The organism is Pseudomonas sp. fls2-241-R2A-110, assembly GCF_030209165.1.
Classification (GTDB): domain Bacteria; phylum Pseudomonadota; class Gammaproteobacteria; order Pseudomonadales; family Pseudomonadaceae; genus Aquipseudomonas.
The window spans coordinates 26926-52177 of the sequence record NZ_JARVSN010000020.1 but is presented as its reverse complement, the minus strand read 5'-3'; the positions used below and the strand labels follow the sequence as shown (position 1 = coordinate 52177).

Genomic DNA, 25252 nt, shown 5'->3' with positions numbered 1-25252 from the left:
CGCAGGTGGGAAACAACTCTGGCGAGGGCGCTTGTCGATACGCTGCAACGGCCCCAAAGAGGGCCGCTGCATCGCAACTGACTTACCACAGCAGACTGTACTTACTTGGGCAGATCAATTTTATCCAACACCCGGTTCGCCGTGATCTCCGCGACCATGATGCTGTTCGAAATACCCAAAAGCGCGTAACGCGACTCGCCCTCCAGATGATCTACCAACTGATGGACCATCACATCGACCGAAGCCAGTGTCTCGACCAGATAAACCGCCAGGGTTTCGGCCGTGGCTTCAGGGTCAACAGAAAACAGGGTGCTGCGGGTTCGCGGCGTGGCTTTGATGTCGGCATTTGACGGGAAGTGGAAGTCGAGCGCTCGCTCGGCGGCTTCGTGGAATTTCTTTGAATCGGGTTCGTACGGGGAGGCTGGATCGGTGTCGGGGGGATTGGGTGTGACTTTGAACATTGGCTCTGACCTCATACATGAGTGAGGCTGCAACCCGTTCGCGACTAAACGATAGGGAGGCAGCTGCGCACAGGTTAGTCGACCGATGAGCCAAGAAATCGGCGCGCCCGAAGGCGCCCTGCGCACAGCCACCATCAGGAGCAGGGATGGGATACCCGACTGATAGAGACATCGTGCGACTTGACTACGACGGGCGACTAAACCCGACCACTGATGAGCAGTGGCAGGGAAACGATAGAGTCCGGGGTCAAACCGCACAAGCCGGCGGATTCTGGCGTAGCCGTAGGCAACGGCGCAAGGTTTTGTAGCTTTCCGGACGTAACTTCGATGGCTCTTAAACAAGAGCACATTCGCGATGTTGAATAGCCTGCCAAGAACGTCCTACAACGCTAAGAATGCCGCTGAATCAAAGTGCCATCCATTGCTTCCCTCTACCCTGAGTGTCACCCTGCGCGCGTTAATCAGGGATCAAGTCCAAGGAATCAAGGATGAGCGGCTACGTACCCAACCCGCCTAAAAACTACCGTTACGAAGAAGCCAAGCCAGTCGACATTCACGCTGAGCGCTGGGCTGAATACGAAAAACACGGCAAGGCTCCCGCGCCCACCCCACAAAAAACGGGCATTGCGTTACGCATTGGTGTCTTCTTCGATGGCACTGGTAATAACGCCAATAACGCCGAAGCGGGTTTGCTCTGCGGTGCCCATCACCCCATTGCGCCAAAAGATATCAATGCCAGTTGCAAGCCGTTCATGAGTGATCCGGACAGTAGCTACGGCAACGACACCAGCAATGTAAAAAAGCTGAGTGATCTGTATAGCGTGACTCAACAAGCAGAAGGCGAAGGGTCGCAAAAAATTGCCTCCCGCGTCGTTTACGTTGAAGGCATCGGAACGTTGTCGGGTGAAAAAGACAGTGTCCTGGGTGCAGGCGCCGGGCGCGGAGAAACCGGCGTTGCTAGACGAGTTCAGTCCTCGTTCGCACTGATCAAGCAGCGCATCAATGAAGTGTTGGTCGATAACCCCGACAGTGAAATTACCTCATTGACGTTCGATACCTTCGGCTTTAGCCGCGGTGCCGCAGCCGCTCGGCATTTCGCCAATGAAATTGTGCGTGGCAAGCAAGGTCCTTTAGGAGACGTCCTGCGCGGCAACCCCAAAGCCTTTGGTTCGACTTTCATTGACCAATACAAAAGCAGCATCAATATGGGCTTTATCGGCCTGTTCGATACCGTGCCATCGATTGCTGGCTGGTCTAACTTGGGGAATATCAAAAGCCCCATCGCAACAGGCATCAGACTCTACCTCGATCGGCGCTTTTTCACCGACGTCGTCCAACTGGTAGCGCGTGACGAATGCCGAGCTAACTTTGCCCTCAGCCGAATCAAACCTGATTTCACAGAAATCACGGTCCCCGGCGTCCATTCAGATATTGGCGGCGGATACCTCGAGGAGGCGCAAGAGTGCGTGCTAGTCAGCCCGATGCAAGCGCTTGACGTACCAATCAATACGGATGTCACCACCACGTCGATATACCGCGATGCGGCGAGGGTAAAAAGCCAACGGGTATCTAACGGCTGGCCTGCCCAGTTACTGGAAATTGTCACGCCTGCCGCCTTCGAATTACCGCATGAACCGCAAGACCGACTTAACCCAGGACAAAAAAGAGTCTATGCCGCTTTGCAGCTAAAGCGCCCGGTGAGCGGCAAGCTTTCAAGGGTGTATCTGCGCGTGATGCATCACTTGGCGAAAGAAAAAGGTGTTCGCTTTGACGACATTCCGGATTCGTCAGAGCTGGCGATACCACCAGAGCTTCAGGCGCTGTGCGACCGGTTTGTCGGCGGTGACTACAGCACCACACCGAAAGAAGAACAGCTACTTAAACTGAAGTTCATCCACACGTCTGCCAACTGGAACCATCCACTCGGCAGAAACGACGGTAGCGGTCTCAGGGCGGTTTACATTAACGCCCCCACGCAGGACGCAATCCGCGTTCAACATCCTCATGTACCTGACTGGACGCTTTGGTAATGAAACGACTCATCACGTTACTGAGCCTTCTCTTCATTGCCGGCTGCCAAGCTGCGGAACCGCTTTCAGCAAAACATGACCCTAGGTCTCAATGGTGGGAACTTGATTTCGTCGAACCCCACTACATGAAAGTCTGGGTTGAGGACAGCGCCGTAGAAGATATCAACGGCAAGCGGTTTGACCACACTGGTAAAGGGTCTGCATCAGGCGGTCAACCAGAAGACGGCACAGAGTCCGCCAAAGGGTGGCGAGGTGTCGGCGGCTCCGGCAAAGCGGTGGTCGGCGCTGAACTCCCCAAACGTATATTCGTGCGCTGGCAATCCATCGTAGAACCACAGACCTATAAAGTCTGGATAGACATACCCGAGCAAGCCAGACAACTGATGCATTCATCTGTCATGCAACGGTGCCCGGCCACCCCCGAACAAGAGGCCCGATACGTGGCGTCTGTCTATATAGGCATGGCCCCCGGCGGGGTCGTGAAGGTTTGGGTAAGAGATTCCTGCCATCGTCCCGTTGAGGTGGCTCAAGCCAAAGCAGAAATCGAGCCTTTAGGCCCAGACCAAGGCAAAAATGAAGGCCGTTATGCGTATCCGGTGAGTGTGAAGTCCAAGCTTTATATTGAGAAGTTTGGAATTCCTTACGGCAGCTGGTGACCAAAAAAATGGTTCAATTTTTGGGGGATCGCAGCTGCGCCGACGTATGAGGCATGAACAGTGGTCCGCCGCGTAAATAGTGCGCGGCGGTATATCACCTCAATTGAGTCAACCTGCCACTCCCCCCTGAAACCGCGCCCGATACCGCCCCGGACTCTCCCCCGTCCACTTCTTGAACGCCCGATGAAACGCGCTCGGCTCCTGAAAACCCAGCTGTTCAGCAATGTCGCTGATATTCGCCCGACTCTCGCGCAGTTGCTCAAACGCCACCCCGCGCCGTACTTCATCCTTGATCTCCTGATACGAACAGCCTTCGCGCTCCAGTTTGCGGCGGAAGGTGCTGGGACTCAGGTGTTGTTCCAGGGCGAAGGCCTGCAAGGTCGGCCAATCGCTGTAATGGCTGTTGCGCAGGCGCTGATGGACTTGTGACGCCAGGCCGTGCTGGTTGCGGAAACGGATCACCAGCCATTGCGGCGCGGTGCGCAGGAACACTTTCAGCGAGGCCAGGTCCTGGACCACCGGCAGGCGCAGGTAGTGGCTGGCGAACTCGATTTCGGTGCGCTCGGCGCCAAAGGTCAGGTTGGGGCCCCAGAGCAATCGGTCATCGCTGAGGGACACGCGCTCGTGGCGAAAATCGGCACGGTCGATGGGGATGCGACGTCCGCCAAGCCAGCACAGCAGGCTGATCATCAACACCAGGAAGGTTTCTTCGCCAAAACGGCTGACATCGTCGTTCTGCGCATGGCTTTCCAGGCTGATGATGGCGCGTTTACCGCGCACGGTCAGGGTGCCGCGAAAGTCGCGCAGGAACAGTGCGAAGTTGGCCAGGCATTGGCGCATGGCTTTGTGCAGGTCGGGTTCCTGGATCAAGGCGCGGCAGATCAGCGCGAAGCTGCCGGGCGGCATGCCGTGGGAGTCGAGGCGGAAGAATTCATCGTTCAGGTCACGGATCTGAATCAGCCACAGCGCGGCAAACGCGCTCGCCGGCACTCGCGCAGTCGGCTGCTCGATTAATGCCGGGTCGATGCCCGCCTCTTCCAGCGCAGCGCGCGAGCGCTGTGGATTGTCCCTTTGCCCCTGGATCATCGCCCGCACAAAGTAGGCCGCCACCGAGTCCTTTTCCCGCATTTGAACGCTTCTCTCCTCATCGCCCGAATGGCAAAAAACACCAGCTCCGTTGAACAGTTGCGGCATAGGACAACCGCCCCGCCGGTTCTAGACTCGCGGCCAATAGTACGCCTTCGGCCACCCAGTCGGCCAAGGTATCGCGGGGTTAGACCGGAAGGACGCAAAGATGAATCTGCAAAACATTGGCGTGATCGGCGCAGGCACCATGGGCAACGGCATTGCGCAAGTCTGCGCCCTGGCCGGCTTTAACGTGACCTTGATCGACATCGCCGAGAGTGCCTTGCAAAAGGCCCTGGCGACCGTCGGCAAAAACCTCGACCGGCAGATCGCCAAGGAAACCCTGAGCGAGGCACAGAAGCTCGACGCCCTTGCCAGGATTCGCACCAGCACCGATTACAGCAGCCTGCAGAACGTGCAGATGGTGATTGAAGCCGCCACCGAGAACCTCGACCTGAAACTGCGCGTGCTGCAACAGATCGCCGCGCAGGTCAGAGCCGAGTGCGTAATCGCCTCCAACACGTCGTCGCTGTCGATCACGCAATTGGCCGCCAGCGTCAGCCAGCCCGAGCGCTTTATCGGCCTGCACTTCTTCAACCCGGTGCCGGTGATGGGCCTGATCGAAGTGATCCGTGGCCTGCAAACCAGCGACGCCACCCACGCGCTGGCGCTGGACATGGCCACCACCCTCGGCAAGACCGCGATCACCGCCGGCAACCGCCCGGGTTTCGTGGTCAACCGGATTCTGGTGCCGATGATCAACGAAGCGATTCTGGTGTTTCAGGAAGGTTTGGCCAGCGCCGAAGACATCGACGCCGGCATGCGCCTGGGTTGCAACCAGCCGATCGGCCCGCTGGCCTTGGCGGACCTGATCGGCCTGGACACCGTGCTGGCGATTCTCGAAGCCTTCTACGACGGCTTCAATGACAGCAAGTACCGCCCTGCCCCGCTGCTCAAGGAAATGGTCGCCGCCGGCTATCTGGGACGCAAAACAGGACGTGGCTTCCATGCCTATGCCTGAGCGTTGCTCACGCTTCGCCGAGTACCGGGACAAGGTGCTGGAGTTGTTCGCCAGCAAAGGTTTCGGTCAGGTCGGCATGCGTGAGCTGGCCACCTGCCTGGGGCTGTCCCCGGGCTCGTTGTATCACCATTTCCCGAGCAAGCAGCACTTGCTGCTCGACCTGATCGAAGAGTTCTATGAAGAGCTGTTGTCGACCCTTGGACGCATCGATCAAAAAGCCTCGGCCAAACGCGACAAACTGCCCAACCTGATCCGCGCGCATTTGAATCTGCACCGGGAAATGCCTTGGCATTTTCGTCTGGCGGAACGGGACAGCGGCTGCCTCAACGAAGAACAACAGGCGCGCGTGCGGCTGTTGCGTGAGCAATACGAGCGCAAGTTGCTGAAGATGCTTGGCGTCCCGTCGCGTCTCGGAGAACAGGGTTTGATGGCCACCGGACACGCCATCGCCAACTTGCTCAACAGCGCGCCCGGCTGGCTGGCGCAGCATCCGCTGGAAGACGCGCAGCGTGATGAGCTGCTGGAAAACCTGGTGAGTGGTGCCGTTGAGCGCTTGCTGCGGCCATCCTGCGCCCCGCGCGCGGTGGCCTGAGGACCGGGCGTCACTTCAGGGGCAGCACATGCCACTCCGGTTAGCCGCCGCATCACTGCCCGATTTCATATGCGCGTCTATCATCGTGGATGGTCGACCGAGTTGAAATTGTGACTTCAAGTGACCGCACATTGCCATTCGACTTAACCTGCTACATCCTCTATTTAAGTCTGAAAGCCGCGCTAGAATTACATTTCCTGTCGCGACAATTTGACGGACTTGCCCAAGACAATCCTCTCGTCCACTGCTGGCAAAAGCCGACCGTCAGGGGATTTACTTAAAAATGAACGTCGCGGATCAACAGTCAGGCGACAAGGGAAGCGTAGAAAAGGATGTCGATCTCAAATCTGGAAGTCTTGGACATTCCGCTTGGACTTTTCCTACAGGGGGCCCCCGTCGATGATCCAGATATCAAGGGCCAGCACCCGCTGTTCTACGGGACAGTTACTGGACTTAAAGGATACAGACGCGATCTTCACGCCTACGTAAAATTCCTTCCGGCAGAGCGCCTTTTCGCAGAAACGATGAGCGCCACAATCGGACGGTATTTTGGTCTCCCAATTCCCCTCACCGCGCTAGTCATCGCAAGAGGCGAGTCACTCGGACGAGGACCAGGCAAATGCATTGCCCTCGCCAGCATCGACACGAATGCCATTCCTGTCAGTCGTGCGATCAAATTCGACAAAGTCTCGCACCTCCTGAACAAATGGTCCCATCTTCACGCTGCAATCGTATTTGACGAGCTAGTCGCCAATACGGATAGGAATCTGCGGAATTTGCTTGTCGGGGCCGACGGTGCAATCTGGCTGATTGATCATGAAGAAGCTTTAGCTTCGCCTGTGTCCGAGGCTGGAAAAAACATCCAGAATCGCTTGCTGCAAATGGTGATCGGTGAGGTCACAGTTTTCGAGCGTCACCTGTCAGCCAAAAAGCTCAAGAACAGCTCTGCCCCGATATACGACGCAGATTTCCAAAAATATGCGGCAGCTAGCCAGCCAGAGTATTGTCAGGTATCGATTGAGCACGTTGACCGGGTGGTGGAATTCCTTGAGTCCCGAGTCCATCATATGGGCGTGCTATTGGATAGCGCGCTTGGTTTAAAACAAAACAGTTTGGCGATCTAACACGATGCTTCCAGATCTTTCCGACTTCCCAAGTTTTCCAGAGTATGAGGCTGATTGGGCTCCCATTTACCTTGAGCCCATCGTTCAATCGGGAGAACGCCTGACAATCGCAGTTGTTGCGAAATCGAGCACTGGCGTCGACGGCTGCCTGGCAATTAGTGACAAGGCATTAAAGTGCCTGTACGGAGCGTCTGCGGCAGGAATGCAGAAAATGATGGAGTTGGCTCTTAACAGAGCATTGGAGTTCGCAGAGACTGGCTTTGAAGGTAGTTTTTCAGCGGGTATCCACGGGATATCAGTCGGAAAAACCCGAAAGGGTCTAGGTGTGAACATGAAGCATATTCTTCAGCAGGCGTGCAGCCTCACATCAAGCCTCTCCTCAGTTCATTCCGATGCTATCGAAGAAGAAGATGCTGAAGACGATCCAATCGTTTACGAACAGAATCTTGGTCAGCTACGCTCCGACATACAAGAGCGTGTCCTTGGAATATTGCCTAGGCTGCGGGACCGTTTCAACCTTCCCCTTCACACCCAAGCGATGCAGGGGGCCCGGGGTAATCTATTTTTTTCCGGGAACAAAATGGTCGCTAGCCTGGCAAAAATAAAACCATCGAAACAGATTAGCCGGCATGTCGATGGCGCCAAGAGTCGCTTGTGGGATCTCCACTTTGTAAAACACAAAATGGCCGATGCACCTCAAAACAAATGCACCCTTTTCATCTGGACGCCAAAGTCACTTGACCGATTCGATCGAGCGCTGATCACCGAATATGAGCAAAGTCTTGAAGATCTTAAGCGCCAAAGCTTAGAAGATGGCATTGAGCCCCAAGTGTTTTTTGGAGCAGAGGAAGCCGCCGAAGCAATTATCGACTATGAGCGCGCCGCTTAATCGACAACCCAAAATCACGACGCATCGATCAAGCAATAAGCCCCGCCCCTTCCATAGAAAAAACGTCTAAACAAACTCGGCACAATCCCGTCTCTAAGGCTTTGCTACTTGGAGTCAATTGATAGGCCAGAGGGCACCTCCAGGTCCCTCGGTCAACGGGAGCAAACATGAAAATCAATCCCTATCTCATCTTCAACGGCGACTGCAAAGCCGCCTTCACGTTCTATGAGCAAGCCCTGCAAGGCCGGATCGAAATGATGATGACCTTCGGCGAAAGCCCGGCTCGCGAGCAGCTTCCTGCGGACCTGCATAATCTGATCATTCATACCCGCCTGGCGGTGGGTGATCAGGCGATCATGGGGTCAGACACCACGCCGGATCGTCCGACGGATGATATGAGCGGTTGTTCGGTTTCGTTGAATGTCGACAGCGTTGCCGAGGCCGAGCGCGTCTTTGGCGCGTTGGCGGAGGATGGCAAGGTGCAGATGCCGCTGGACAAGACCTTCTGGGCTGAGCGGTTCGGGATGCTGGTGGATCGGTTCGGTGTGTCTTGGATGGTGAATTGCGAAAAGGATCAGTGACGTTTTCAGACATTAGAAAAGCCCAGCCTGAAAGGGTTGGGCTTTCTGGAAACTCCCGGACCGTCTGCTACCGTCAACAAGGCAGCCCGCGTAGTAGCGGCCCCTTCGGAGGAGTTCCACCATGCCTGCCCATGACGCCCCTTTGTCCACCCGTCTCAAACTGTCCCTGTTGGCGGGCGGACTCACCGCCGCCCTGCTCGCACTGAGTGGGTGCGCCACTGTTGATGCACGAACCACCGCGTATGTGGGCGTCGAGCATCCTGCGCCGACGCTGGCCAGCGAGGTCGTGGTGTTGCGCACTGAGCCGATGCGCCCGCACATTCGTTTGGGTGAAGTGCTGATCGATGCGAGTGTCGACCCTGCCCCGCCGATTACCAAGGTCGAAGAAAAATTGCGGGACGAGGCGGCCAAGCTCGGGGGCGATGCCGTGGTGGTGGTCTATGACCATATCCAGCCGGTGGGCGCCTACGTCAATGGGCCGCTGTGGGCGCGCGATGTCGAAACCATTGAGGGGCGCAAACTCAAGGGGATCGTGATCAAGTACCGCTAATGACTGCGTTCAGCCCTTCACGCACACCACTTGCCGCAAGGTGTGGAGCACTTCCACCAGTTCGCGCTGAGCGTGCATGACGTGGTCGATGTCTTTGTAGGCCATCGGTATCTCATCAATGACGGCGGCATCCTTGCGGCATTCGACGTGAGCAGTGGCGCGGATCTGGTCCTGGACGGTGAACAGGCTTTTTGCTTTGGTGCGGCTCATGACGCGGCCGGCGCCATGGCTGCAGGAGCAAAACGATTCTTCATTGCCAAGGCCACGAACGATGAAGCTTTTTGCGCCCATTGATCCCGGGATAATCCCCAGTTCGCCCTTTTGCGCTGACACCGCGCCCTTGCGGGTGACCAGAATGTCCTGGCCAAAATGCCGCTCTTTTTGCACGTAGTTGTGGTGGCAGTTCACCGCTTCCAGTGCCACGTCGAAGGGTTTGCTGATCACTTTGCGTGTTGCCTGAATCACCGCTTGCATCATCAGTGCGCGGTTTTGTTTGGCGAAGTCCTGGGCCCAGTTCACGGCTTCGACGTAGTCGTCAAAATGCCGGGAGCCTTCCTTGAAATAGGCCAGGTCGCGGTCCGGCAGGTTGGCAATGTGCTGACGCATGTCGGCCTGGGCCAGTTGAATGAACAGGTTGCCGATGGCGTTGCCGACCCCGCGTGAGCCGCTGTGCAGCATGAACCAGACCCGGTTGGTTTCATCCAGGCACACTTCGATGAAGTGGTTGCCGCTGCCCAGTGTCCCCAAGTGAACACGGTTGTTGGTGCTGGCGAGTTTCGGGTATTTGTCGGTGATCGCCTTGAACCGTGAATGCAACGCCGTCCAGGCGTGATCGGCCTGTTTGGGAACGCTGTCCCAGGCGCCTTTGTCGCGGATGCCACGGCCCAGGGTGCGCCCATGGGGCACCGCTTTCTCGATGGCGCAACGCAAGCCATGCAGGTTGTCCGGCAAATCGGCAGCCGTCAGCGATGTGCACGCAGCGATCATGCCGCAGCCGATGTCGACCCCGACGGCGGCCGGAATGATCGCACCCACCGTAGGGATGACACTGCCGATGGTCGAGCCCTTGCCCAGGTGGACGTCGGGCATCACTGCCAGGTGTTTGAAGATGAACGGCATCTTCGCGGTGTTGATCAACTGCTGCCGGGCTTCGTTTTCCACCGGGACGCCTTCGGTCCAGAGCTTGATCGGTTTGCCGTTGGCGACTTCCAGCAGTTGATAGGTCGGGGCTTGCATGATTCGCTACTGTCTATTGGCCGGCGGGGCCTGAGCGGCCCCTTGAAGTCCTCATAGTAACGCAGCGAACCCACGCTGAAGATCCTCAATCAGCGCCTCGACAGCCATCGTCGGGGTGTCGACGGCCAGCAGGATACGACGCGGTTTGCACCGTTGATCAGAAGCAGCCGGGGGCTCTGACCGACTTAGCTGCCGGCGCTGTCGTGGGCCTCTTCAAAGAAGTAGTCCTTCCAGCTGGCGGCCTTGTTTTTCAGTACGCCCAATTCCTGGAGTTTCTCGGCGTAGATAAACGTGCGCTGGGGCACGACGGTGAAGTCGATTTCCGGGTCGGCGACGATTTTCTCAACCAGTGGCAGTACCAGTTTCGATTGCTCCACCCGAATATAAGTCTGCGCAGCGGCAGGCTTGTCGGCCTTGATGATTTTCTCGGCTTCGGCCAATGCCGCGTAGAACGCCTTGTAGGTTTTCGGGTTTTCGTCGTGGAATTTTTCAGTGGTGTACAGCACGTTGAACGTGGCCTGTCCGCCCAAGACGTCGTAGGAACTCAACACCTTGTGCACGTTGGGACTTTGCAGTTCCTGGTACTGGAACGGCGGGCTGGAAAAATGCGCGTTGATTTCCGAGCCGCCGGCAATCAGCGCCGATGTCGCGTCCGGGTGGGCCAGGCTGATCGAGATGTCGTCAAACTTTTTGTACTGGTCCGCGCCAAACTGTTTGGCGGTTTCAATTTGTAGGGTGCGCGACTGGAAACCGACACCCGCTGCCGGTACGGCAATGCGATCCTTCTCCGTGAAGTCCTTGAGACTCTTCACGTTCGGGTTGTTGGTCAGCAGGTAATTGGGCATCGATCCCAGCGAGGCGATGGCCTTGACGTTCTGCTTGCCCTTGGTCCGGTCCCAGATCGTCAGCATCGGCGGCACGCCTGCCGACACCACGTCCAGTGCACCGGCCAATAGCGCCTCGTTCATCGCCGTGGCTCCCGAGATGCTATTCCAGTCGACCTTGATGTCGAGGCCCTGCTCCTTGCCATGCTTCTCGATGAGTTGTTGGTCGCGCACCACATCGAGGATCAGGTAACCGATGCCAAATTGCTGGGCGATGCTTATTTTGCCTTCGGCTTGAACGCCGGGACTGAGTAACGCGCTCACGGCCGCCACGGAGGCTGCCAACAGGGTCAATGCGCCGCGCTTGAAGGGAGTCACCATGAAAACCTCGATGTAATGGGAAGTGTGCACCGACAAAAAAAGCGGCCGAGGCCGCTAATACCGATCAAACGGGTTATTCAGAGCTTGGCGATGGAGACCTCGGTAGATTTCACGAAGGCAATCACCTCACTGCCCACTTTCAATTCCAGGTCGCGCACCGAGCGCGTAGTGATGACTGAGGTGACAATGCCGGAAGCGGTTTGCACATCGATTTCGGACACCACTTCGCCTTGCACAATTTCCTTGATGACACCCTTAAACTGGTTACGGACGTTGATCGCTTTGATAGTCATGTCGAGGCTTCCTGTCTGGTGTAGGGCACATCCGCATGGATGCGCAGGCCTTCAAAGTGCATCAGCCGAACCAACAACAAAAGGAATATATAATTATCTATTTATTACCAAATAGAATATCAACACCCTACCCCACTGCCCCCAGGTAATAATTCTGGATCTGCTCACGACCGGCCAACTCAGCTGCCGAACCTTCATCCACCACGCGACCGTTCTCCAGCACAAAGGCGTACTGCGCATAATCCAGGGCGATGTTGATGTTCTGCTCGGCCACCAACAGGCTCAACCCTTGCTCACGGTTGAGCCGGGCAAGGATGTCGAAAATCTCCTCGACCACCTGGGGCGCCAACCCCATGGACGGTTCATCCAGCAGCAATAGACGCGGTTCGGACATCAGCGCACGCCCAATGGCGATCATTTGCTGTTCGCCGCCGGAGGCGTAGCCGGCCAGGCGCTTGCGCAGCAGGCGCAATCGGGGGAAATAGCCGTAGATGCGTTCCAGACGTTGATTCAGCACTTTGCGCGACGGCCGCCCGACGAACCCGCCGATCAGCAGGTTCTGCTCGACGCTCAGGTGGGTGAAGCAATGCCGCCCCTCAAGCACCTGAGCCAGCCCCGCCAGCACAAGGCTGGCGGGATCGGCATCGGTGATCGCATGCCCCTGATAGACAATCCGGCCCTTGGTGACTTCACCGCGTTCGGCCCGCACCAGACTGGAAATCGCCTTGAGCGTTGTGCTCTTGCCGGCACCATTGGCACCCAGCAAAGCCACCATCTGCCCTTGGCCGACCTGCAACGTGACGCCGCGCAAGGCGAGAATCGACTGTTCGTAAAACACTTCGACCTGCTCCACGCTCAGCAACGGAGGGTCGGCCTGTAGGCTCTGGCTCATCGGACTTTATTGCTCCTGGCTGCAATTGCGCGCGGTGATGCCTTTTTCCTTGGCGTATTGCGCCGCAGAGGCTTCGATGATCGGCCGCAACAGGGCGCGGTCCGCCTGGACCCAATCGCTGATGAGGTTCCAGCGCTGGCCGTCCCACTGTTGGAAGCGCACGGCGCCGCCGCCTTCATGGTCGGCGCAAGACAGTTTCAACGGCTGCACCAGCCCTTTGGCGCCCAACGCCGCCAACCGCGCATCGTCCAGGTTCAAGTGCTCGAAGCCCCAGCGCACCTGCTCACCGGTCAACGGTTTGTCGCCGTATTTTTCCTGAGCCAGGCGCACTGCTTCGACGTTGAGAATGCCGTTCACCACCCCGAGGTTGTAGTACACGGTGCCGAAGCGCTTCGGATCGGCCAGGTTGCCTTTGCCCGCGTCGACCACGCTCTGCTTGATGCCCTGCAACACCGGGAAATCGGTCCCCGATGGGTGCGTGGTGATCGAGATGAAGCCCTTCGCCGCAGCACCCGCCGGCACCACATCTTCTTCCGAGTTGCTCCAGATATTGCCGATGATGTGATCCGCCGGGTAACCGACTTTTTGCGCCGACTTCAGCGCCACCGGGTTCATCACTCCCCACCCCCGCAGAATCACCCAGTCAGGCTTGAGGCGACGGATGTTCAGCCATTGCGATTGCTGTTCGTTGCCGGGGTGCGGCACTTCCAGCAGCGTGAGTTCGAACCCGGCGTTTTTCGCCAGGGTCTCGAGCACGCCGTTGGTTTCCTTGCCATAGGGCGAGCCGTGGTACAGCACGGCGATTTTCTTGCCCTTGAGTTTGTCGGCCCCGCCTTCACGCTGACCGATGTAATTGATGATCGCCGAGACTTCCGAATACGGGTTGAGCTGCAACGGGAACACGTACGGGAAAACACTGCCGTCGGTGGAGTCGGTGCGGCCATGGTTGATGGTAATCAGCGGCAACTTGTCGGCCGTCGAACGATCAAGCGTCGCGTAGGCAATGCCCACCGACAACGGGTTGGTGGCGGCCGCTGGCGCTCCATTGAGTCCGCCTTTGAGGCGCTCATAACATTCAACGCCCTTCTCGACCACGTACTCGGTTTCGCACTCGCTCCAGGTCAGCTTGACCCCGTTCACCCCGCCCTTCGAGTTGACGTATTGCAGGTAATCGATGAACCCGCCGAAGAAGCCGGTGCCACCCGCGGCGTAGGGGCCGACCCGATAGCTCTGCAACGGGAAATACTGTTCGTTGGCAGCTTGAACGCCGGCACTGAGCCCGGCGGTGATAAAGGCCAGGCCCAGCGCCAGGCGGCGCAGCGGTGTGCGGTGAGTCATGAAGGCAGTTCCTCGTGAGGTTCGATGATGGTTTTATCAGGGATGAAAGAATTCAGTACCGCAGCGGCCAGACCCTGGCCCGTTGTCGAAAGCGCTGCCACAGCCGGGCCAGCCCTTCGGGTTCCTTGATCAGGAAGGCGATGATCAATGCGCCGAAGAGCATTTTCTGGATGTTTTCCAATTGCCCGGAGTCGATCAGCCCGGCAGGCAAAAACCCGCAGACGTTGGCCAATAGAATCGGAAACAGCACGATGAATGCAGCGCCCAAAACGTTGCCGAGCACACTGCCCAGGCCGCCGATAATGATGATGAACAACACCTGGAACGAACGACTGAGATCGAAGCCGTGGGGCTCCACCGTGCCCAGGTAAGCGAACGCCCACAGCGAACCGGCGATGCCGAGGTAAAAGCCGCTGATGGCAAACGCCAACAGCTTGGCCTTGAACAGGCGGATGCCGATCACTGCGGCGGCGGTGTCCATGTCGCGCACCGCCATCCAGTTACGGCCCAACTCGCTGCGCACCAGATTTTTGCCCAACCAGAACAGCCCAACAACCACAGCCAGGGTCAACAGATAACGGCCACGGGGCGAACTGAAATCCCATCCGGCGATCAGCAGTGGCGGCGAGGTGATGACCCCGGAGGCGTTGTCGTTGGTAAACCAGCTGAACCGGGTGAGCACCCATTCCACGACGAATTGCGCGGCGAGGGTCGCCACCAACAGGTAAAAACCCTTGATCCGCAGGCTCGGCAGACCGAACAGCACCGCCACCAGCGCGGCGATCACTCCGCCCAGGCCAAAACTCACCAGCAACGGCAGACCGGGCACTCGCAGTTGCAGGTTGTAGGCCGCAAATGCGCCCACCGCCATGAACGCCGCCGAGCCCAGCGACAGTTGCCCGGCGTAACCAGTCAGCAAGTTCAGCCCCAGCCCCGCCAGGGACAACACCAGCAGCGGCACCAGAATCGCGCTGAACCAGTAGTCATTGCCGAGCAACGGCACCGCGATGAAGGCAAAACCCAGGAGCAGCCACAAACCCAGGCGGTCCTGGCGCAAACGAAACGTGCGCCGTTCTGCTGCGTAGCTGGTGCTCAGTTGACCCGCTTCTTGATAAAGCATGGAGGCATTCCTTGAAAGAAAATCAGACCCGTTCGATCGCCCGCTCGCCGAACAACCCGGCAGGACGCACCAGCAAAAACAGCAAGGCGAGGACGTAAGGCACCCAGTTTTCGATGCCGCTGCCGATGATCGGGCCGAGGTAGATCTCCGCGACTTTTTCCGCAGCGCCAATGATCAATCCACCGACAATCGCCCCACCGATCGAGGAGAAACCGCCGATGATCAGCACGGGCAACGCCTTGAGCACCACCAGCGACAACGAAAACTGCACCCCCAGCCGAGCCCCCCAGAGCAGCCCGGCCACCAACCCGACAAAACCCGCCACCGCCCAGACCAGCGCCCAGATCCGTGGCAGGCGAATGCCAACCGCCAGGGACGCCAGCGGATCATCGGCCACCGCGCGCAAGGACAAACCGACTCGGGTCTTGTTGAACAGCAATGACAAGGCGATCACCAGGGTGGCGGCGGTGCCGGCGGCGAACAGGTCGAACTGCGAGAGCAACATGCCGCGTATTTCCAGCGGCTCATCGGCAATGCCTAATTCGAGACCGTGGACCTGCGCGCCCCAGAAGAATTGCGCAAGGCCTTCGATCATGTAAGACAGGCCCAGCGTGGCCATGAACAGGATGATCGGCGGGCGATTGACCAAGGGCCGAAGCACCGTTTTCTCGATCAGCAACGCCAGCACTACAAGGCTTGCCAGCGTCACGACAAACGCCCAGAAGAAGGGAAAGCCGCGTTCGAGCAGACTGACAAAAGTCAGCGCAGCGAACAGCACCATTGCGCCTTGGGCGAAATTGAATACGCCGGAGGCCTTGTAGATCAGCACAAAACCAATGGCCACCAGGGAGTACATGACCCCCGCCAGCAACCCGCCAATTAACACCTCAAAGAAAAATTCCATGCTCAGCGGGCCTCCGCGCGGGAAAGTCGTGTGCCCAGGTAAGCCGCGATCACCTCCGGGTTGGCGCGAACCTGTTCGGGGGTGCCATCGCCGATTTTGCGGCCGTAATCGAGCACCACCACGTGGTCGCACAACCCCATCACCACGCCGATGTCGTGTTCGATCAGCACGACGGTGGTGCCGAACTCACGGTTGATGTCGCGGATGAACTGGGTCATCTCGGTCTTTTCTTCTGCGTTCATTCCGGCCATGGGCTCGTCCAGCAGCAACAACGTCGGTTCCGCGGCCAGGGCCCGGGCCAGCTCGACACGCTTCTGCAATCCATAAGGCAGCTTGCACACCAGCACATGGCGCCAGGGATGGATGCGCAGAAATTCGATGATTGTTTCGGCGTGGCGGCGCTGCTCATCGTCCTCCCGAGGCGCGCGCCCCAGGCGCAGCATCTGCTCGACCCAACTGCTGCGGCGCTTGAGGTTGCGGCCGGTGAGCACGTTGTCGAGCACGCTCATGCCCTTGAACAGCGCGATGTTTTGAAACGTGCGGGCAATGCCGCGCTCGGCAGCCTGGTGCGGGCGCATGCGTCGCCGCGTCTGCCCGGCGTAACTGACGCTGCCGCTCTGGGCCTGGTAAACGCCGTTGATGACATTCAGCAGCGAGCTTTTGCCGGCGCCGTTGGGGCCGATCAGCGCGCAGATTTCTCCGGCCTTTACGGCGAAGCTGATGGACGTGATGGCCTTGACGCCCTTGAACGACAGGGAGATGTCATCGAGCCGCAGCAGTACGGATTCAGTGATTGCGCTCATGGGGGCTCGTCAGACGGAGTGGGAAATCAGGTGGGCAGGCGCTTCGGCGGGTTCGCGCAGGACCGATGGCTCCTGCCAACTGTCGGGGTGGATGCCCAAGGCGCCGAAGAACGCGGCACTTTCTTGGCTCAGCGCGGGCCCGACCAACAACGGCACGCGCAGGCGGCTCATGCCCAGCACATCGAGCAAGGGCCGGCGGATCAGCCAGTAACCGATCCAGCGACGAAAAAGCAGTGCATCCGGCGCCATCGCCCAACGGTACAAACGATGGCTCAGGGTGCCAGGCAACGGCAGACGTTCACGGGCCCAGTGTTCAAGACGGGCATAAGATTCGCGGGTACCCAATACGAGAGTGGGACCAAGCTCGCGGCGGTCGGTGTCGCGTGTCGCCAAGGCTTCAGGGAAGTTCAGGCAGAACCCGGTGCTCAGCCATGGCGCCAGCAGGTAACGCGCCTGGCCGCTGGCAGCAAACACACGGGCCGCCAGTGCCTCTTCGCCAGCGACCAGGTTCTCCCGTGCCACCAACTTGCGCGCACCTTCCAGCAACTGCCCATGACTCAACGGTCGGGGTTGTCCGTCGGCGGGATGGAAAACAAAGGCTGTGGCCGCTGACTCGGTGACAGGCGCCGGCGCATCAGCCGCTTTCCCCATAAGCCAATCGGCAAATGCGCTCAACCCGTGATCGTCGGCGGCATTCAGGCCGCGCGCGTCCAGGTACAACAAGACACGGGATGGATGACCGACATCACGTATCTGCTGCAGCGACTCCAACGCTTCGGCCAATACAAACGCAGGTTTGAGCCTGACCAACAGCGGTCGATTGTCGAGTTCAGGGTCCAGCAGTGTGACGCTCCCCCCCAACCACTGCGCGGCGAGCGCCAGCAGAAGCGCTTCGGCCCGGGCCTGGCTGATAATCAGTAAGTCATCGCCGCGACTGAACCCTCGTTGCTGCAACTCAGCCGCGAGGCGGCTGACATCCGTCGCCACTTCACGCCAGCTGCGGGCCTGCCAGATGCCCAGGCGCTTGTAGCGCAGGGCGGTCTTCGAACCTCGGGTCTGGGCTTGTTGCAACAAGGCCTGGGGCAGTGTCTGGGTCATCGGGTTGTCCTTTGGAGGGCGGTCTGCAAACAGCCATTGCAGCCTCCGTGCCAGACAACAAATACCTATTTATCAATAAGTTAGGAGTAACTAACGCTCCCCTCGCCTGTATTGCCTGAGCACAGCCTGACGAATCCCTGTTGCTCCACCAACACTTGCGCCCAGTCGCCACACTTTTAAGAACCTAAACGAATTAACAAATACAAAATCAGTATTTATCGTTATAAAAATATCCACGTACTCTCAGCTCATCCCGTCATTCATCACCACAGTGAAGTGCCCCATGAATCCGACTGACAACCTCATCGACTTCGCCAGCTACCGTAAACGCAAACAGGCTCAGCAACGGGCACGGGCCATGTGGGACATGTACGCACGCAATGCCGGACTACAGGCTTTTCCATGGGTTCAGGCATGCCAAACGACCGAGACACGTCAAGCGTGAACGCCAATGGACCCTCGCGCTTTCTGGCGAGCGCCGACGAACCCGTGCTGGATTTGAACAACCTCGAGCAACTGGAAGAAGACCCGATCTGCCAGCGGGTCGCGCAGAATCTGCAACGTCTGCGCGGCAAGCGTCATCTGTCCCTCGACGCCCTGGCCCGCCAGTGCGGCGTGAGCCGAGCGATGCTCGCGCAGATCGAATCCGGGCGCAGCGTTCCGTCGATCAAAGTGCTGTGCAAAATCGCCAAAGGCTTGAAGGTATCGGTGGCCGCGTTTCTGGAGCATCGGGCCTTTGAAGGGGTGGCGGTGCTGTCGGCCAGTCAAAGCAAACGCCTGGTCAGTGCCAGCGGCGCGTTCATCAGTCGTGCGCTGTTTCCGTTCGATGTCGCACGCCAATCGGAGTTTTACGAACTGCGCTTGAGCCCGTTGGGCGAGGACGTCTCCGAGGGGCACGGGCCCGGCGTTCAGGAGAACCTGGTGGTGTCTCAAGGCGTGCTGGAAATCAGCGTCAACGACGAGCGCTATCTGCTCTCCACCGGCGACTCGATTCTGTTCTATGCGGACCAGCCCCACCGCTATCGCAACCCTGCCGACAGTGAAGCGGTGGCGTATCTGGTGGTGACTTACCCGGAGCGCCTGGACTGAATCACATGCCCCTGTGGGAGCAGGCTAGCTCCCACAGGGATCTATGGTGTTATCGGGAATGAATGAAAAAGCCCCCGTGGCCTGATGGCTGCGGGGGCTTTTTTTGTGCTGCCCGGAATCAGCAGGTGCAGCACATCAGCGGCATGCCATTGCAGCTCATCATCATCGGCATGCTGCAGTCGTTCATCATTTTCATCATCAGGGTGCAGCAGTTTTTCATCATGTCCATGTTCATGCCGGCCATCGGCATGATTTTGCACATCATGCAGTCGTCCATCAGGGTGCATTCCATCACGCACTTCATCGATGGCATCGGCATGCCCATCATCGGCATAGGCATCATCATGTTCATCATCGGCATGGCCATGCTCGCCGGGGACATGCACATCATGCTCATGTTGCCGCAGTGCATCATCATCGGCATGCCGCAGTTCATCATCATCTGCATCATTTCAGCGCTGTTCTTGAACATCGCCATGTCCATGCCGGCGGCCGGCATCATTTTGCACATCATGGCGTCGTCCATCATTTCGCAACTCATGGTCGCCATCATCATCGGCATGCCCATCATTGGCATCATCGGCATGTTGGCGTTCATCGGCATTTGCATCTGCATGGCGTTCATCATGGTGTTGTTCCCCGAAGGATTGAATAGGTGGACGAAGCTGATGGACGAATTCTATGCATTGGCCCAAGCGCAACAAGATGGCAGCCAAGCAGCTGGAATGAATGCTCAAGCATCGTTAACGGGGATACGCAGGACACCAACGTCTTTCGCCACGACGATTCGGCTGTTGTGACAGATACCCGATCAGTCGGAGCGTGTTTTGTCTGGTTATGGATATGCGACACAAGCCTATATAAATAACTGAAGGAAATAATCGTTCTAAACAGCGCTGTGTATTTTGCGCAGTCGCCCTGAAACCGACTCAATACGGGATCGACACCTCCACCCACAAATCATCGGTGCCATAACTCAGGCTGACCGGGTGATCGGGGTCTGTGGGTGAATCGTTGAAAGCCTTGATTTCGTTCGCGGGCGTCCCATCGCCGCTAACGACCCGCTGTCGGGTACGTTCCTGCAACGCACTCAACAGATCCGGATAGGGCATTTTCCAGTCTTTGCCTTTGGCAACATCCGCGTCCACCGGGATCATCGCCACCAACCGGGGATCGTGCATTTTTTCCAGTCCCGCCGCACGCGCGGTGGCGTTGTGGCTGCAATGGTGACCGACCTTATAGAGCGTGACCCGGGCGAGAATCTCGTCTCGGGTCAATGGCGCCGGTGCTCCTGGCTCGCTGTCCTTGGGATACGTCTGGTCTCCCCAGGACAACCAGTTGCCCACCTGGGCGTCCCCGGGAAACAGCAGTATTTGCCCGTCAGGCAGTTCGAACGCCAGGACCAGACTCGTGTTGTTGGTGTCCGAATCCATCTTCAGGGCGAGGGTCTCCGCGCCGTCCAGCCATTCGTCTTCAATACAGCGCCATTGGTTTTCGTGGCTGAAATAGCGCTGCTCGACGCTGTCGGCTTTGTCATCGATGGCGCGGTGGGGGTCTATACCTTTTTGCGCGTTCAGCGTCGTGCGCTGATAAGGGCGGGCGAACGGCGTATCGACGTCGAGCGCAACCACACCTTTGAGCCGCAGTGTTCGCTCCTCCAGCGCCATCGCGTCGTCCAGGCTGGTCATGTAGACCTCTTTCCCCGCGCCGCTGCTGGGCAGGTTCTTGCGCAAGCGCTCTTCAGAGCGCGGAGGTCCCATGACGTACGTCTTGAGCGTCTGGAGCGCGGCCGGTTGCACCACGTCCCCAGGCTCCAGATACCGGGTCGCTTTCGAGCCCACCTTGTCCTTGAGCTTTTCGATTGTCGTGCGCTTGTCCTTGCTGGCCGGCTCGGCCAGCGGTTCGATAAACGCTGACAGCCCCTGTACGGTTTTGATCCGCGCATCTCCATTCAATGCGCTGACACTGTCGCAGAGGCCGACGACACCGGCCAATGCCACCTTGGCCTTGTTGAAACGGGCATGCAGCGCGACCGCCTGCGGATCGTTGAGGTCCTCGGTCCAGGCCAGCCAGAGCTCACCGATGTGAAAATCGTCACCCAAAAAACGCGCTTGTTCGTAGAGAAAACCAGACAGGTGATCATGGTGCTCGTGGGTCACCACCACCAGGTCCAGCACGCCACCGGTGGTTTGATGAACGTCATCAACAATGCGCGCCATTCGCTCCTTGCCGTCCTTCTCCCCTTGCAGCACACCACAGTCGATCAACAGATGGCGCGTCACCCCGGCTTCCGTGTAGCGCAGCAAAAAGCAGTCACCCAGAATTCCCCGGTACATGCGGATCGCCACCCTGTTTTTTTGGCTGGCATCCGTCATGGCGTCAGACTCCACGGTGGGTCATGGCGAAGGCGTTATCGCCCGGGCGCGGACGCCGGTAGGTCATGGCCAGGCCATCACTGCCGGCCTGAAGGAAGCGTCGCTGCGCGTCCAGACGCTCATCGTCATCGATGCGCTTGCGGATGACATACCGCAGCGTGCCGTCGCGCAGGTCGATAATCAGCGTCGCCCCGCCGCGGAAGGTGAAGTCATAGGGGCGGTGACCTCTTTCTCGCACCGGCTTCAAGTCTTCTTTGAGTTGCTCCTCGGCATCGAAGTAGGCGCGACGGCGCTGGGCAATTTCGACCACCAGTTGCCGCAGGTCCTGCCCGTCCGGACCCGCCCTGCGACATGTGCGGACCGAGTGCACTTCCACGGCCGGTTGAACCCCGTCCGCGCCGATGAACAACGCCCCTTGCTTCCTTGATTCACCGGGATGGGCCATGAAGTAAATCCCCAGAACCTTCTCCCATTGCGCATCATGTGCCGACTCTGCCATCAGCCAGTTCCACACCACCTGACGATTGTGCTCAGCCTGAAGAAAAGCCTTCTCCCGTACGTATTGCGGCGTCAGATCAAGCGCGCCACCGGCCCAGCCGCGTTTCGGTTTTGCAGCGGCGTGGAAGTCGAGCAAGTCATTGGCCGTCAGTGCAAGGTCTTCTGACTGAACACCTTTCACCGACTCCCAGAGCAAGCTGTCCGGTGCCAGCGACAAACACTTGTCCGGGAAAATGCCACGCCGTCTGAAAGCCTGAATGACGGCCAGGCGATAGTGCATCGGGTCGTCCGGCACCAGGTCGTTATCGGCGGTGACGATGGCCCGTAGAAATTCACCAAAGTGCACATCCACCGGTGGCAGGTAATCCAGTGCGCGGATGCACAAGCGCAGGACATGATCGGCAGACTTCACGGCTTCGCGGGTCAGGCGTGCAATCAGTTCCGTCGACAGGTTGGCGGTCGACGTCTTGTCATGCCCGGCCAGTCGAAAAAGATCCTCCGTGCGTTGCTCGTAGATAGTGATAAAGGCGTCGAAAACAGCGGCAACCAGAATCGCGCCGCGCTCATGGGGCTCGCTCAACTGCGCCAGACGTGTCGGATCAGGCAAGCCGTCCTGGCCTTTTTCGTCGATGGCGTCGCGCAAGGCCGCATAACGCCCCGACGCCTCGCCGAATTGCCGAGCCAGGCCGCTCAGCCAGGAACGCTCGCTCAAGATGCCTCGACGTGCAGCCAGTTGACTGGAGACCACTTCGGGCAAGGTGAAATGCATCAACAGCGCCACGATGTCGGCAAAGGCTTCATGAAACGCCAGGCTATCCACGTTGGTCGACTCGATGTAACGACGGTGCAAGCCATCGAGAATCGCATGGGTCGTTTCATGCGCGACGATATCGTGGGACAGCGCGGTAAAGATCCAGCCACCCGGCAAGTTCACCCCGGCGTTGGTCATCGATGCCTTGAAGTAACCGAACAACAACGCCTTTTTCGCCGGGCTGTAATAGGCGTTGGCTTCGCGTAACGCGTGGGGATAGATGCGTAACCTTCGGACATAAGTGTGAGACGTCGTGCGCTTGGTGACGGCATCCTCGACCGCTCTGGGTGACCAGAAGACTTTGCGGCCCAGCGCCCGCTCAAATAATTTGATGGTCTTCATCGCGACGGCAAAAACCATCTGCTGATGGAAACGCGGATCACCCTCGGAGGGCGCGAGGCCGTCCTGGGCCAATAAATGTGGATCATTCAAGTCCACCGGTTTATAGAACTGGCCGCTGGTAGGGTCGACATCAATGACTTCCAGGTACTCGTTCACCGGCCCCGGCAAGATGTCGGGCTCCCATCGTTGCTCCCAGGGCAATTCGATGGTGGCGTGGTTGATCTGCACCGTTTCCATTTGAGTCGAGGCTTGCGGATCGAAGGCATACACCCGCAATTTGCGCATGGCCGGTGGAGAGTAGTCGGACGTGTCCACTCCAGATCTCCTTGTCTGACCGACGTTTGAAACACGTACGCCAGAGGCTGATTATTGCGTTAGCGCAATCCTTCGATATCAGCCCGAAAATGGCGACTCACAAAGCGCTCTCGGGATAGGGAAATCCAATCGGCGGCGGCAGTTGCCCATTGAAATGCGCCCGGACGGCCGCATCGGCTACCGCATAACCCCAGTTGATCAGGCGTTTCTGGGTTTCCATGTCCTTGGTCGCAAGATCAGTCGGCACCTGGGCCAGCTGGCGCGTGCTCTCAAGCGGACAAGGCAGGCAATCGGCCAGTGCGTGAACGCCGATGTCCTGTTTGATATCCCAAAAGGCGCCGTATCGCTCACGGGCTTCGAAGGCCTGGACAAGCAGACGCTTTCTAAGGCTCAGCACCTGGTTGTCCATCACGTCGAGGCAGCGACTGCCGATGGACACCCAATTGACGGACACATCGGGCTGCTCGGCAAAGGGCTTGCCGGCGTTACTGACGAACAGTGTCTTGAAGGACTTGTAGCAAGTCTCCAACCCGAGGTTATCGTAGACGCCGCCGTCAGCGAGGGCGACCGATGTGGTGTAGGGCGGATGCCGCAGAAACTGCGTACCGTCGTCAGGCGCAAAATCGCTGTCCCTGAACTCCAGCGTCGCTGGCGCGAGTATCGGCGGAAACGCCGCAGACGCCCCGACGGCCCGGGCGATCGAAAGTGCAGGATTCATGACCCTGCCCACTTTCCAGTCACCCATGTATGGTTTTGAAAATCGCCAGACCGCCCCCGACTGCAGGTTTGAGGCGTTGAAGATAAAGCGCACGCGGTCGGGTAAATCCTGCAATTTCTTACCGTTATACAGCGCATCATCGAGCGCCTTGGCCACATGCGCGTTGACCTCGCCAGGCAGCGCGATGTCCTTGATGACTTGAAAAACGCCCTTGGCCGACATCCCCGCAAGCGTCACTCCGGCCAGATGGCGTATCGGACCGACCACCAGCTCTGTAAAAGCCCTGTCGAAATCAACTGGCCCCAGGTTTTCCAGCGAGCTGAACTCCAGCGCCAGTTTCGCGGAGATGATCGAGCCGCCGGAAACACTCGATATGCGCTCGAGCTTGCCGACACTTTCGCTGCCATTGGTGCCGAATCGCTCAAGCGGCTTATCCTGAAAAAAACCCAGTTGCCCCAGCCGCCAAAGAGTGCCGGTATGGAACAACATCGCCCGATACCCCCCGCCGGACAGTGCGAGCGCCGCACTGTCGCGCAAAGGTTGGGGTTTATCCGGGTGAGCAAGATTCGAGACGGGTTCGACGGTGGGCATGACTGATCTCCAGAACCAATGAAGGGACCAAGATTCACTCGTAAGCCATGCCAGGAATGTTGAAGTGATTTCTGAATGCAGGACAGCAGACCTGTCCACTTTCCCTGCATGAAGCGACTGGGAACGGCCGCCCACTGCCTGTGCGAGACTTGGTTATAAGGTCTAGTTGGCTCAAGGCACGCGGTCAAGTTCAGGGCGGCGGTTGTTGGCGATACCACTCGTCGGCAACAAAAATCTGACGCCTTGCGCACCCTCCTGTCTGGCTCAGGGATTGCAATGGCGGTCATGCCAGCCCCGCAACGACGTCTTTCTGACGCGGCGGTAAAACCCAATCTATGCTTAAGGACGCCAGCGATACGCTTGGTCAGTCACCGGAGATGTAACGTGTCAACTCTCAATGAAATCGCAGCGAACCACGCGAGAATGGCTCTGGCAAAGGCACAAGAGTCGATCCGACTGAGTGAGCGACCACTTTCCATCGTGGGCAGCGTTGAAATCCCGTCGATCAATGAACACCCGCACGTTCCACTGCACCTTATTGCGGCAGTGCAGGACAACGGTGCCGGACAATCCAGCGGCTTTTCGCTCTGACAGC

The 25252-nt window shown here is 58.3% G+C and carries 25 protein-coding genes; 10 read left to right on the top strand and 15 right to left on the bottom strand.

Features of this window, described 5'->3' with window-relative positions; translation table 11 throughout:
- Positions 1-101: 101 nt before the first annotated feature.
- Positions 102-461: a DUF6124 family protein gene (locus tag QRN31_RS16945; protein WP_285433274.1), complete on the bottom strand. Its 360-nt coding sequence runs from the start codon at positions 459-461 to the stop codon at positions 102-104.
- A 488-nt stretch (positions 462-949) separates the two neighbouring features.
- On the opposite strand from QRN31_RS16945, the gene QRN31_RS16940 reads away from it, so the two are divergent.
- Positions 950-2491 (top strand): T6SS phospholipase effector Tle1-like catalytic domain-containing protein, encoded by a 1542-nt coding sequence (locus QRN31_RS16940; RefSeq protein WP_285433273.1) that lies wholly within the window; start codon positions 950-952, stop codon positions 2489-2491.
- Positions 2491-3147 carry a DUF2931 family protein gene (locus tag QRN31_RS16935; protein ID WP_285433272.1) on the top strand — a complete coding sequence of 219 codons (657 nt, stop codon included), beginning with the start codon at positions 2491-2493 and terminating at the stop codon, positions 3145-3147. Before QRN31_RS16940 ends, QRN31_RS16935 begins: the two co-directional genes overlap by 1 nt.
- 108 nt (positions 3148-3255) lie before the next feature.
- Here QRN31_RS16935 and QRN31_RS16930 read toward each other — a convergent pair whose 3' ends face one another.
- Positions 3256-4275, bottom strand: a complete 1020-nt coding sequence (locus QRN31_RS16930; protein WP_285433270.1) for an AraC family transcriptional regulator — start codon at positions 4273-4275, stop codon at positions 3256-3258.
- A 166-nt stretch (positions 4276-4441) separates the two neighbouring features.
- Between QRN31_RS16930 and QRN31_RS16925 the strand changes: the two genes are divergently transcribed.
- The 6 genes from QRN31_RS16925 to QRN31_RS16900 all read left to right on the top strand — a co-directional run bounded on the left by QRN31_RS16925 (position 4442) and on the right by QRN31_RS16900 (position 9029).
- A complete protein-coding gene (locus tag QRN31_RS16925) occupies positions 4442-5293 on the top strand; it encodes a 3-hydroxybutyryl-CoA dehydrogenase (RefSeq protein WP_285433268.1) in 852 nt (283 codons plus the stop codon).
- Entirely contained in the window at positions 5280-5885 is a 606-nt protein-coding gene (locus QRN31_RS16920; protein ID WP_285433266.1) for a TetR/AcrR family transcriptional regulator, read from the top strand. The genes QRN31_RS16925 and QRN31_RS16920 overlap by 14 nt, the downstream gene beginning before the upstream one ends.
- 332 nt (positions 5886-6217) lie before the next feature.
- Complete coding sequence (locus QRN31_RS16915; RefSeq protein ID WP_285433265.1) at positions 6218-7009, top strand: HipA family kinase; 792 nt, start codon at positions 6218-6220, stop codon at positions 7007-7009.
- Positions 7010-7013: 4 nt separating this feature from the next.
- Positions 7014-7898 (top strand): hypothetical protein, encoded by an 885-nt coding sequence (locus tag QRN31_RS16910; RefSeq protein WP_285433264.1) that lies wholly within the window; start codon positions 7014-7016, stop codon positions 7896-7898.
- A 167-nt stretch (positions 7899-8065) separates the two neighbouring features.
- Positions 8066-8479 carry a VOC family protein gene (locus tag QRN31_RS16905; RefSeq protein WP_285433262.1) on the top strand — a complete coding sequence of 138 codons (414 nt, stop codon included), beginning with the start codon at positions 8066-8068 and terminating at the stop codon, positions 8477-8479.
- A gap of 121 nt (positions 8480-8600) precedes the next feature.
- The gene (locus tag QRN31_RS16900) at positions 8601-9029 is read left to right on the top strand and encodes a hypothetical protein (RefSeq protein ID WP_285433261.1); all 429 of its coding nucleotides are present in this window, start codon (positions 8601-8603) and stop codon (positions 9027-9029) included.
- A 9-nt stretch (positions 9030-9038) separates the two neighbouring features.
- Here QRN31_RS16900 and QRN31_RS16895 read toward each other — a convergent pair whose 3' ends face one another.
- The 9 genes from QRN31_RS16895 to QRN31_RS16855 form a co-directional block, all read right to left on the bottom strand.
- On the bottom strand, positions 9039-10265 hold the full coding sequence (locus QRN31_RS16895; RefSeq protein ID WP_285433259.1) for an RtcB family protein: 1227 nt from the start codon (positions 10263-10265) through the stop codon (positions 9039-9041).
- A gap of 185 nt (positions 10266-10450) precedes the next feature.
- The gene (locus QRN31_RS16890) at positions 10451-11470 is read right to left on the bottom strand and encodes an ABC transporter substrate-binding protein (protein WP_285433258.1); all 1020 of its coding nucleotides are present in this window, start codon (positions 11468-11470) and stop codon (positions 10451-10453) included.
- A 77-nt stretch (positions 11471-11547) separates the two neighbouring features.
- Complete coding sequence (locus QRN31_RS16885; RefSeq protein ID WP_027921432.1) at positions 11548-11763, bottom strand: TOBE domain-containing protein; 216 nt, start codon at positions 11761-11763, stop codon at positions 11548-11550.
- A 127-nt stretch (positions 11764-11890) separates the two neighbouring features.
- The gene (locus tag QRN31_RS16880) at positions 11891-12655 is read right to left on the bottom strand and encodes an ABC transporter ATP-binding protein (protein ID WP_285433256.1); all 765 of its coding nucleotides are present in this window, start codon (positions 12653-12655) and stop codon (positions 11891-11893) included.
- 6 nt (positions 12656-12661) lie between these two features.
- Entirely contained in the window at positions 12662-13993 is a 1332-nt protein-coding gene (locus tag QRN31_RS16875; protein ID WP_285433254.1) for an ABC transporter substrate-binding protein, read from the bottom strand.
- A 52-nt stretch (positions 13994-14045) separates the two neighbouring features.
- The gene (locus tag QRN31_RS16870; RefSeq protein WP_285433253.1) at positions 14046-15113 is read right to left on the bottom strand and encodes a branched-chain amino acid ABC transporter permease; all 1068 of its coding nucleotides are present in this window, start codon (positions 15111-15113) and stop codon (positions 14046-14048) included.
- A gap of 22 nt (positions 15114-15135) precedes the next feature.
- A complete protein-coding gene (locus QRN31_RS16865; RefSeq protein WP_285433250.1) occupies positions 15136-16017 on the bottom strand; it encodes a branched-chain amino acid ABC transporter permease in 882 nt (293 codons plus the stop codon).
- A 2-nt stretch (positions 16018-16019) separates the two neighbouring features.
- Positions 16020-16820 carry an ABC transporter ATP-binding protein gene (locus QRN31_RS16860; RefSeq protein WP_285433249.1) on the bottom strand — a complete coding sequence of 267 codons (801 nt, stop codon included), beginning with the start codon at positions 16818-16820 and terminating at the stop codon, positions 16020-16022.
- A gap of 9 nt (positions 16821-16829) precedes the next feature.
- Positions 16830-17918: an AMP-binding protein gene (locus QRN31_RS16855; RefSeq protein WP_285433248.1), complete on the bottom strand. Its 1089-nt coding sequence runs from the start codon at positions 17916-17918 to the stop codon at positions 16830-16832.
- A 441-nt stretch (positions 17919-18359) separates the two neighbouring features.
- On the opposite strand from QRN31_RS16855, the gene QRN31_RS16850 reads away from it, so the two are divergent.
- Positions 18360-19007: a helix-turn-helix domain-containing protein gene (locus QRN31_RS16850; protein ID WP_285433246.1), complete on the top strand. Its 648-nt coding sequence runs from the start codon at positions 18360-18362 to the stop codon at positions 19005-19007.
- A gap of 118 nt (positions 19008-19125) precedes the next feature.
- On the opposite strand, the gene QRN31_RS16845 is transcribed toward QRN31_RS16850, so the two are convergent.
- The 4 genes from QRN31_RS16845 to QRN31_RS16830 form a co-directional block, all read right to left on the bottom strand.
- Positions 19126-19635 carry a hypothetical protein gene (locus QRN31_RS16845; RefSeq protein ID WP_285433244.1) on the bottom strand — a complete coding sequence of 170 codons (510 nt, stop codon included), beginning with the start codon at positions 19633-19635 and terminating at the stop codon, positions 19126-19128.
- A 301-nt stretch (positions 19636-19936) separates the two neighbouring features.
- On the bottom strand, positions 19937-21382 hold the full coding sequence (locus QRN31_RS16840) for a ComEC/Rec2 family competence protein (protein ID WP_285433242.1): 1446 nt from the start codon (positions 21380-21382) through the stop codon (positions 19937-19939).
- 4 nt (positions 21383-21386) lie between these two features.
- Positions 21387-23348, bottom strand: a complete 1962-nt coding sequence (locus QRN31_RS16835) for a gluzincin family metallopeptidase (protein WP_285433240.1) — start codon at positions 23346-23348, stop codon at positions 21387-21389.
- A gap of 97 nt (positions 23349-23445) precedes the next feature.
- Positions 23446-24756: a patatin-like phospholipase family protein gene (locus QRN31_RS16830; protein WP_285433238.1), complete on the bottom strand. Its 1311-nt coding sequence runs from the start codon at positions 24754-24756 to the stop codon at positions 23446-23448.
- Positions 24757-25041: 285 nt separating this feature from the next.
- Here QRN31_RS16830 and QRN31_RS16825 point away from each other — a divergent pair, with 285 nt between their 5' ends.
- Positions 25042-25248: a hypothetical protein gene (locus QRN31_RS16825; RefSeq protein WP_285433237.1), complete on the top strand. Its 207-nt coding sequence runs from the start codon at positions 25042-25044 to the stop codon at positions 25246-25248.
- The last annotated feature ends 4 nt before the right edge of the window (positions 25249-25252 follow it).

Bases quoted from the DNA above. Each gene is read 5' to 3' on its own strand.
- QRN31_RS16905 (WP_285433262.1), top strand. From the start codon at position 8,066: ATGAAAATCAATCCCTATCTCATCTTCAACGGCGACTGCAAAGCCGCC.
- QRN31_RS16935 (WP_285433272.1), top strand. From the start codon at position 2,491: ATGAAACGACTCATCACGTTACTGAGCCTTCTCTTCATTGCCGGCTGC.
- QRN31_RS16895 (WP_285433259.1), bottom strand. From the start codon at position 10,265: ATGCAAGCCCCGACCTATCAACTGCTGGAAGTCGCCAACGGCAAACCG.
- QRN31_RS16870 (WP_285433253.1), bottom strand. From the start codon at position 15,113: ATGCTTTATCAAGAAGCGGGTCAACTGAGCACCAGCTACGCAGCAGAA.
- QRN31_RS16915 (WP_285433265.1), top strand. From the start codon at position 6,218: ATGTCGATCTCAAATCTGGAAGTCTTGGACATTCCGCTTGGACTTTTC.
- QRN31_RS16940 (WP_285433273.1), top strand. From the start codon at position 950: ATGAGCGGCTACGTACCCAACCCGCCTAAAAACTACCGTTACGAAGAA.
- QRN31_RS16885 (WP_027921432.1), bottom strand. From the start codon at position 11,763: ATGACTATCAAAGCGATCAACGTCCGTAACCAGTTTAAGGGTGTCATC.
- QRN31_RS16925 (WP_285433268.1), top strand. From the start codon at position 4,442: ATGAATCTGCAAAACATTGGCGTGATCGGCGCAGGCACCATGGGCAAC.
- QRN31_RS16840 (WP_285433242.1), bottom strand. From the start codon at position 21,382: ATGACGGATGCCAGCCAAAAAAACAGGGTGGCGATCCGCATGTACCGG.
- QRN31_RS16945 (WP_285433274.1), bottom strand. From the start codon at position 461: ATGTTCAAAGTCACACCCAATCCCCCCGACACCGATCCAGCCTCCCCG.
- QRN31_RS16875 (WP_285433254.1), bottom strand. From the start codon at position 13,993: ATGACTCACCGCACACCGCTGCGCCGCCTGGCGCTGGGCCTGGCCTTT.
- QRN31_RS16910 (WP_285433264.1), top strand. From the start codon at position 7,014: ATGCTTCCAGATCTTTCCGACTTCCCAAGTTTTCCAGAGTATGAGGCT.
- QRN31_RS16900 (WP_285433261.1), top strand. From the start codon at position 8,601: ATGCCTGCCCATGACGCCCCTTTGTCCACCCGTCTCAAACTGTCCCTG.
- QRN31_RS16880 (WP_285433256.1), bottom strand. From the start codon at position 12,655: ATGAGCCAGAGCCTACAGGCCGACCCTCCGTTGCTGAGCGTGGAGCAG.
- QRN31_RS16855 (WP_285433248.1), bottom strand. From the start codon at position 17,918: ATGACCCAGACACTGCCCCAGGCCTTGTTGCAACAAGCCCAGACCCGA.
- QRN31_RS16860 (WP_285433249.1), bottom strand. From the start codon at position 16,820: ATGAGCGCAATCACTGAATCCGTACTGCTGCGGCTCGATGACATCTCC.
- QRN31_RS16845 (WP_285433244.1), bottom strand. From the start codon at position 19,635: ATGATGAACGCCATGCAGATGCAAATGCCGATGAACGCCAACATGCCG.
- QRN31_RS16930 (WP_285433270.1), bottom strand. From the start codon at position 4,275: ATGCGGGAAAAGGACTCGGTGGCGGCCTACTTTGTGCGGGCGATGATC.
- QRN31_RS16920 (WP_285433266.1), top strand. From the start codon at position 5,280: ATGCCTATGCCTGAGCGTTGCTCACGCTTCGCCGAGTACCGGGACAAG.
- QRN31_RS16865 (WP_285433250.1), bottom strand. From the start codon at position 16,017: ATGGAATTTTTCTTTGAGGTGTTAATTGGCGGGTTGCTGGCGGGGGTC.
- QRN31_RS16890 (WP_285433258.1), bottom strand. From the start codon at position 11,470: ATGGTGACTCCCTTCAAGCGCGGCGCATTGACCCTGTTGGCAGCCTCC.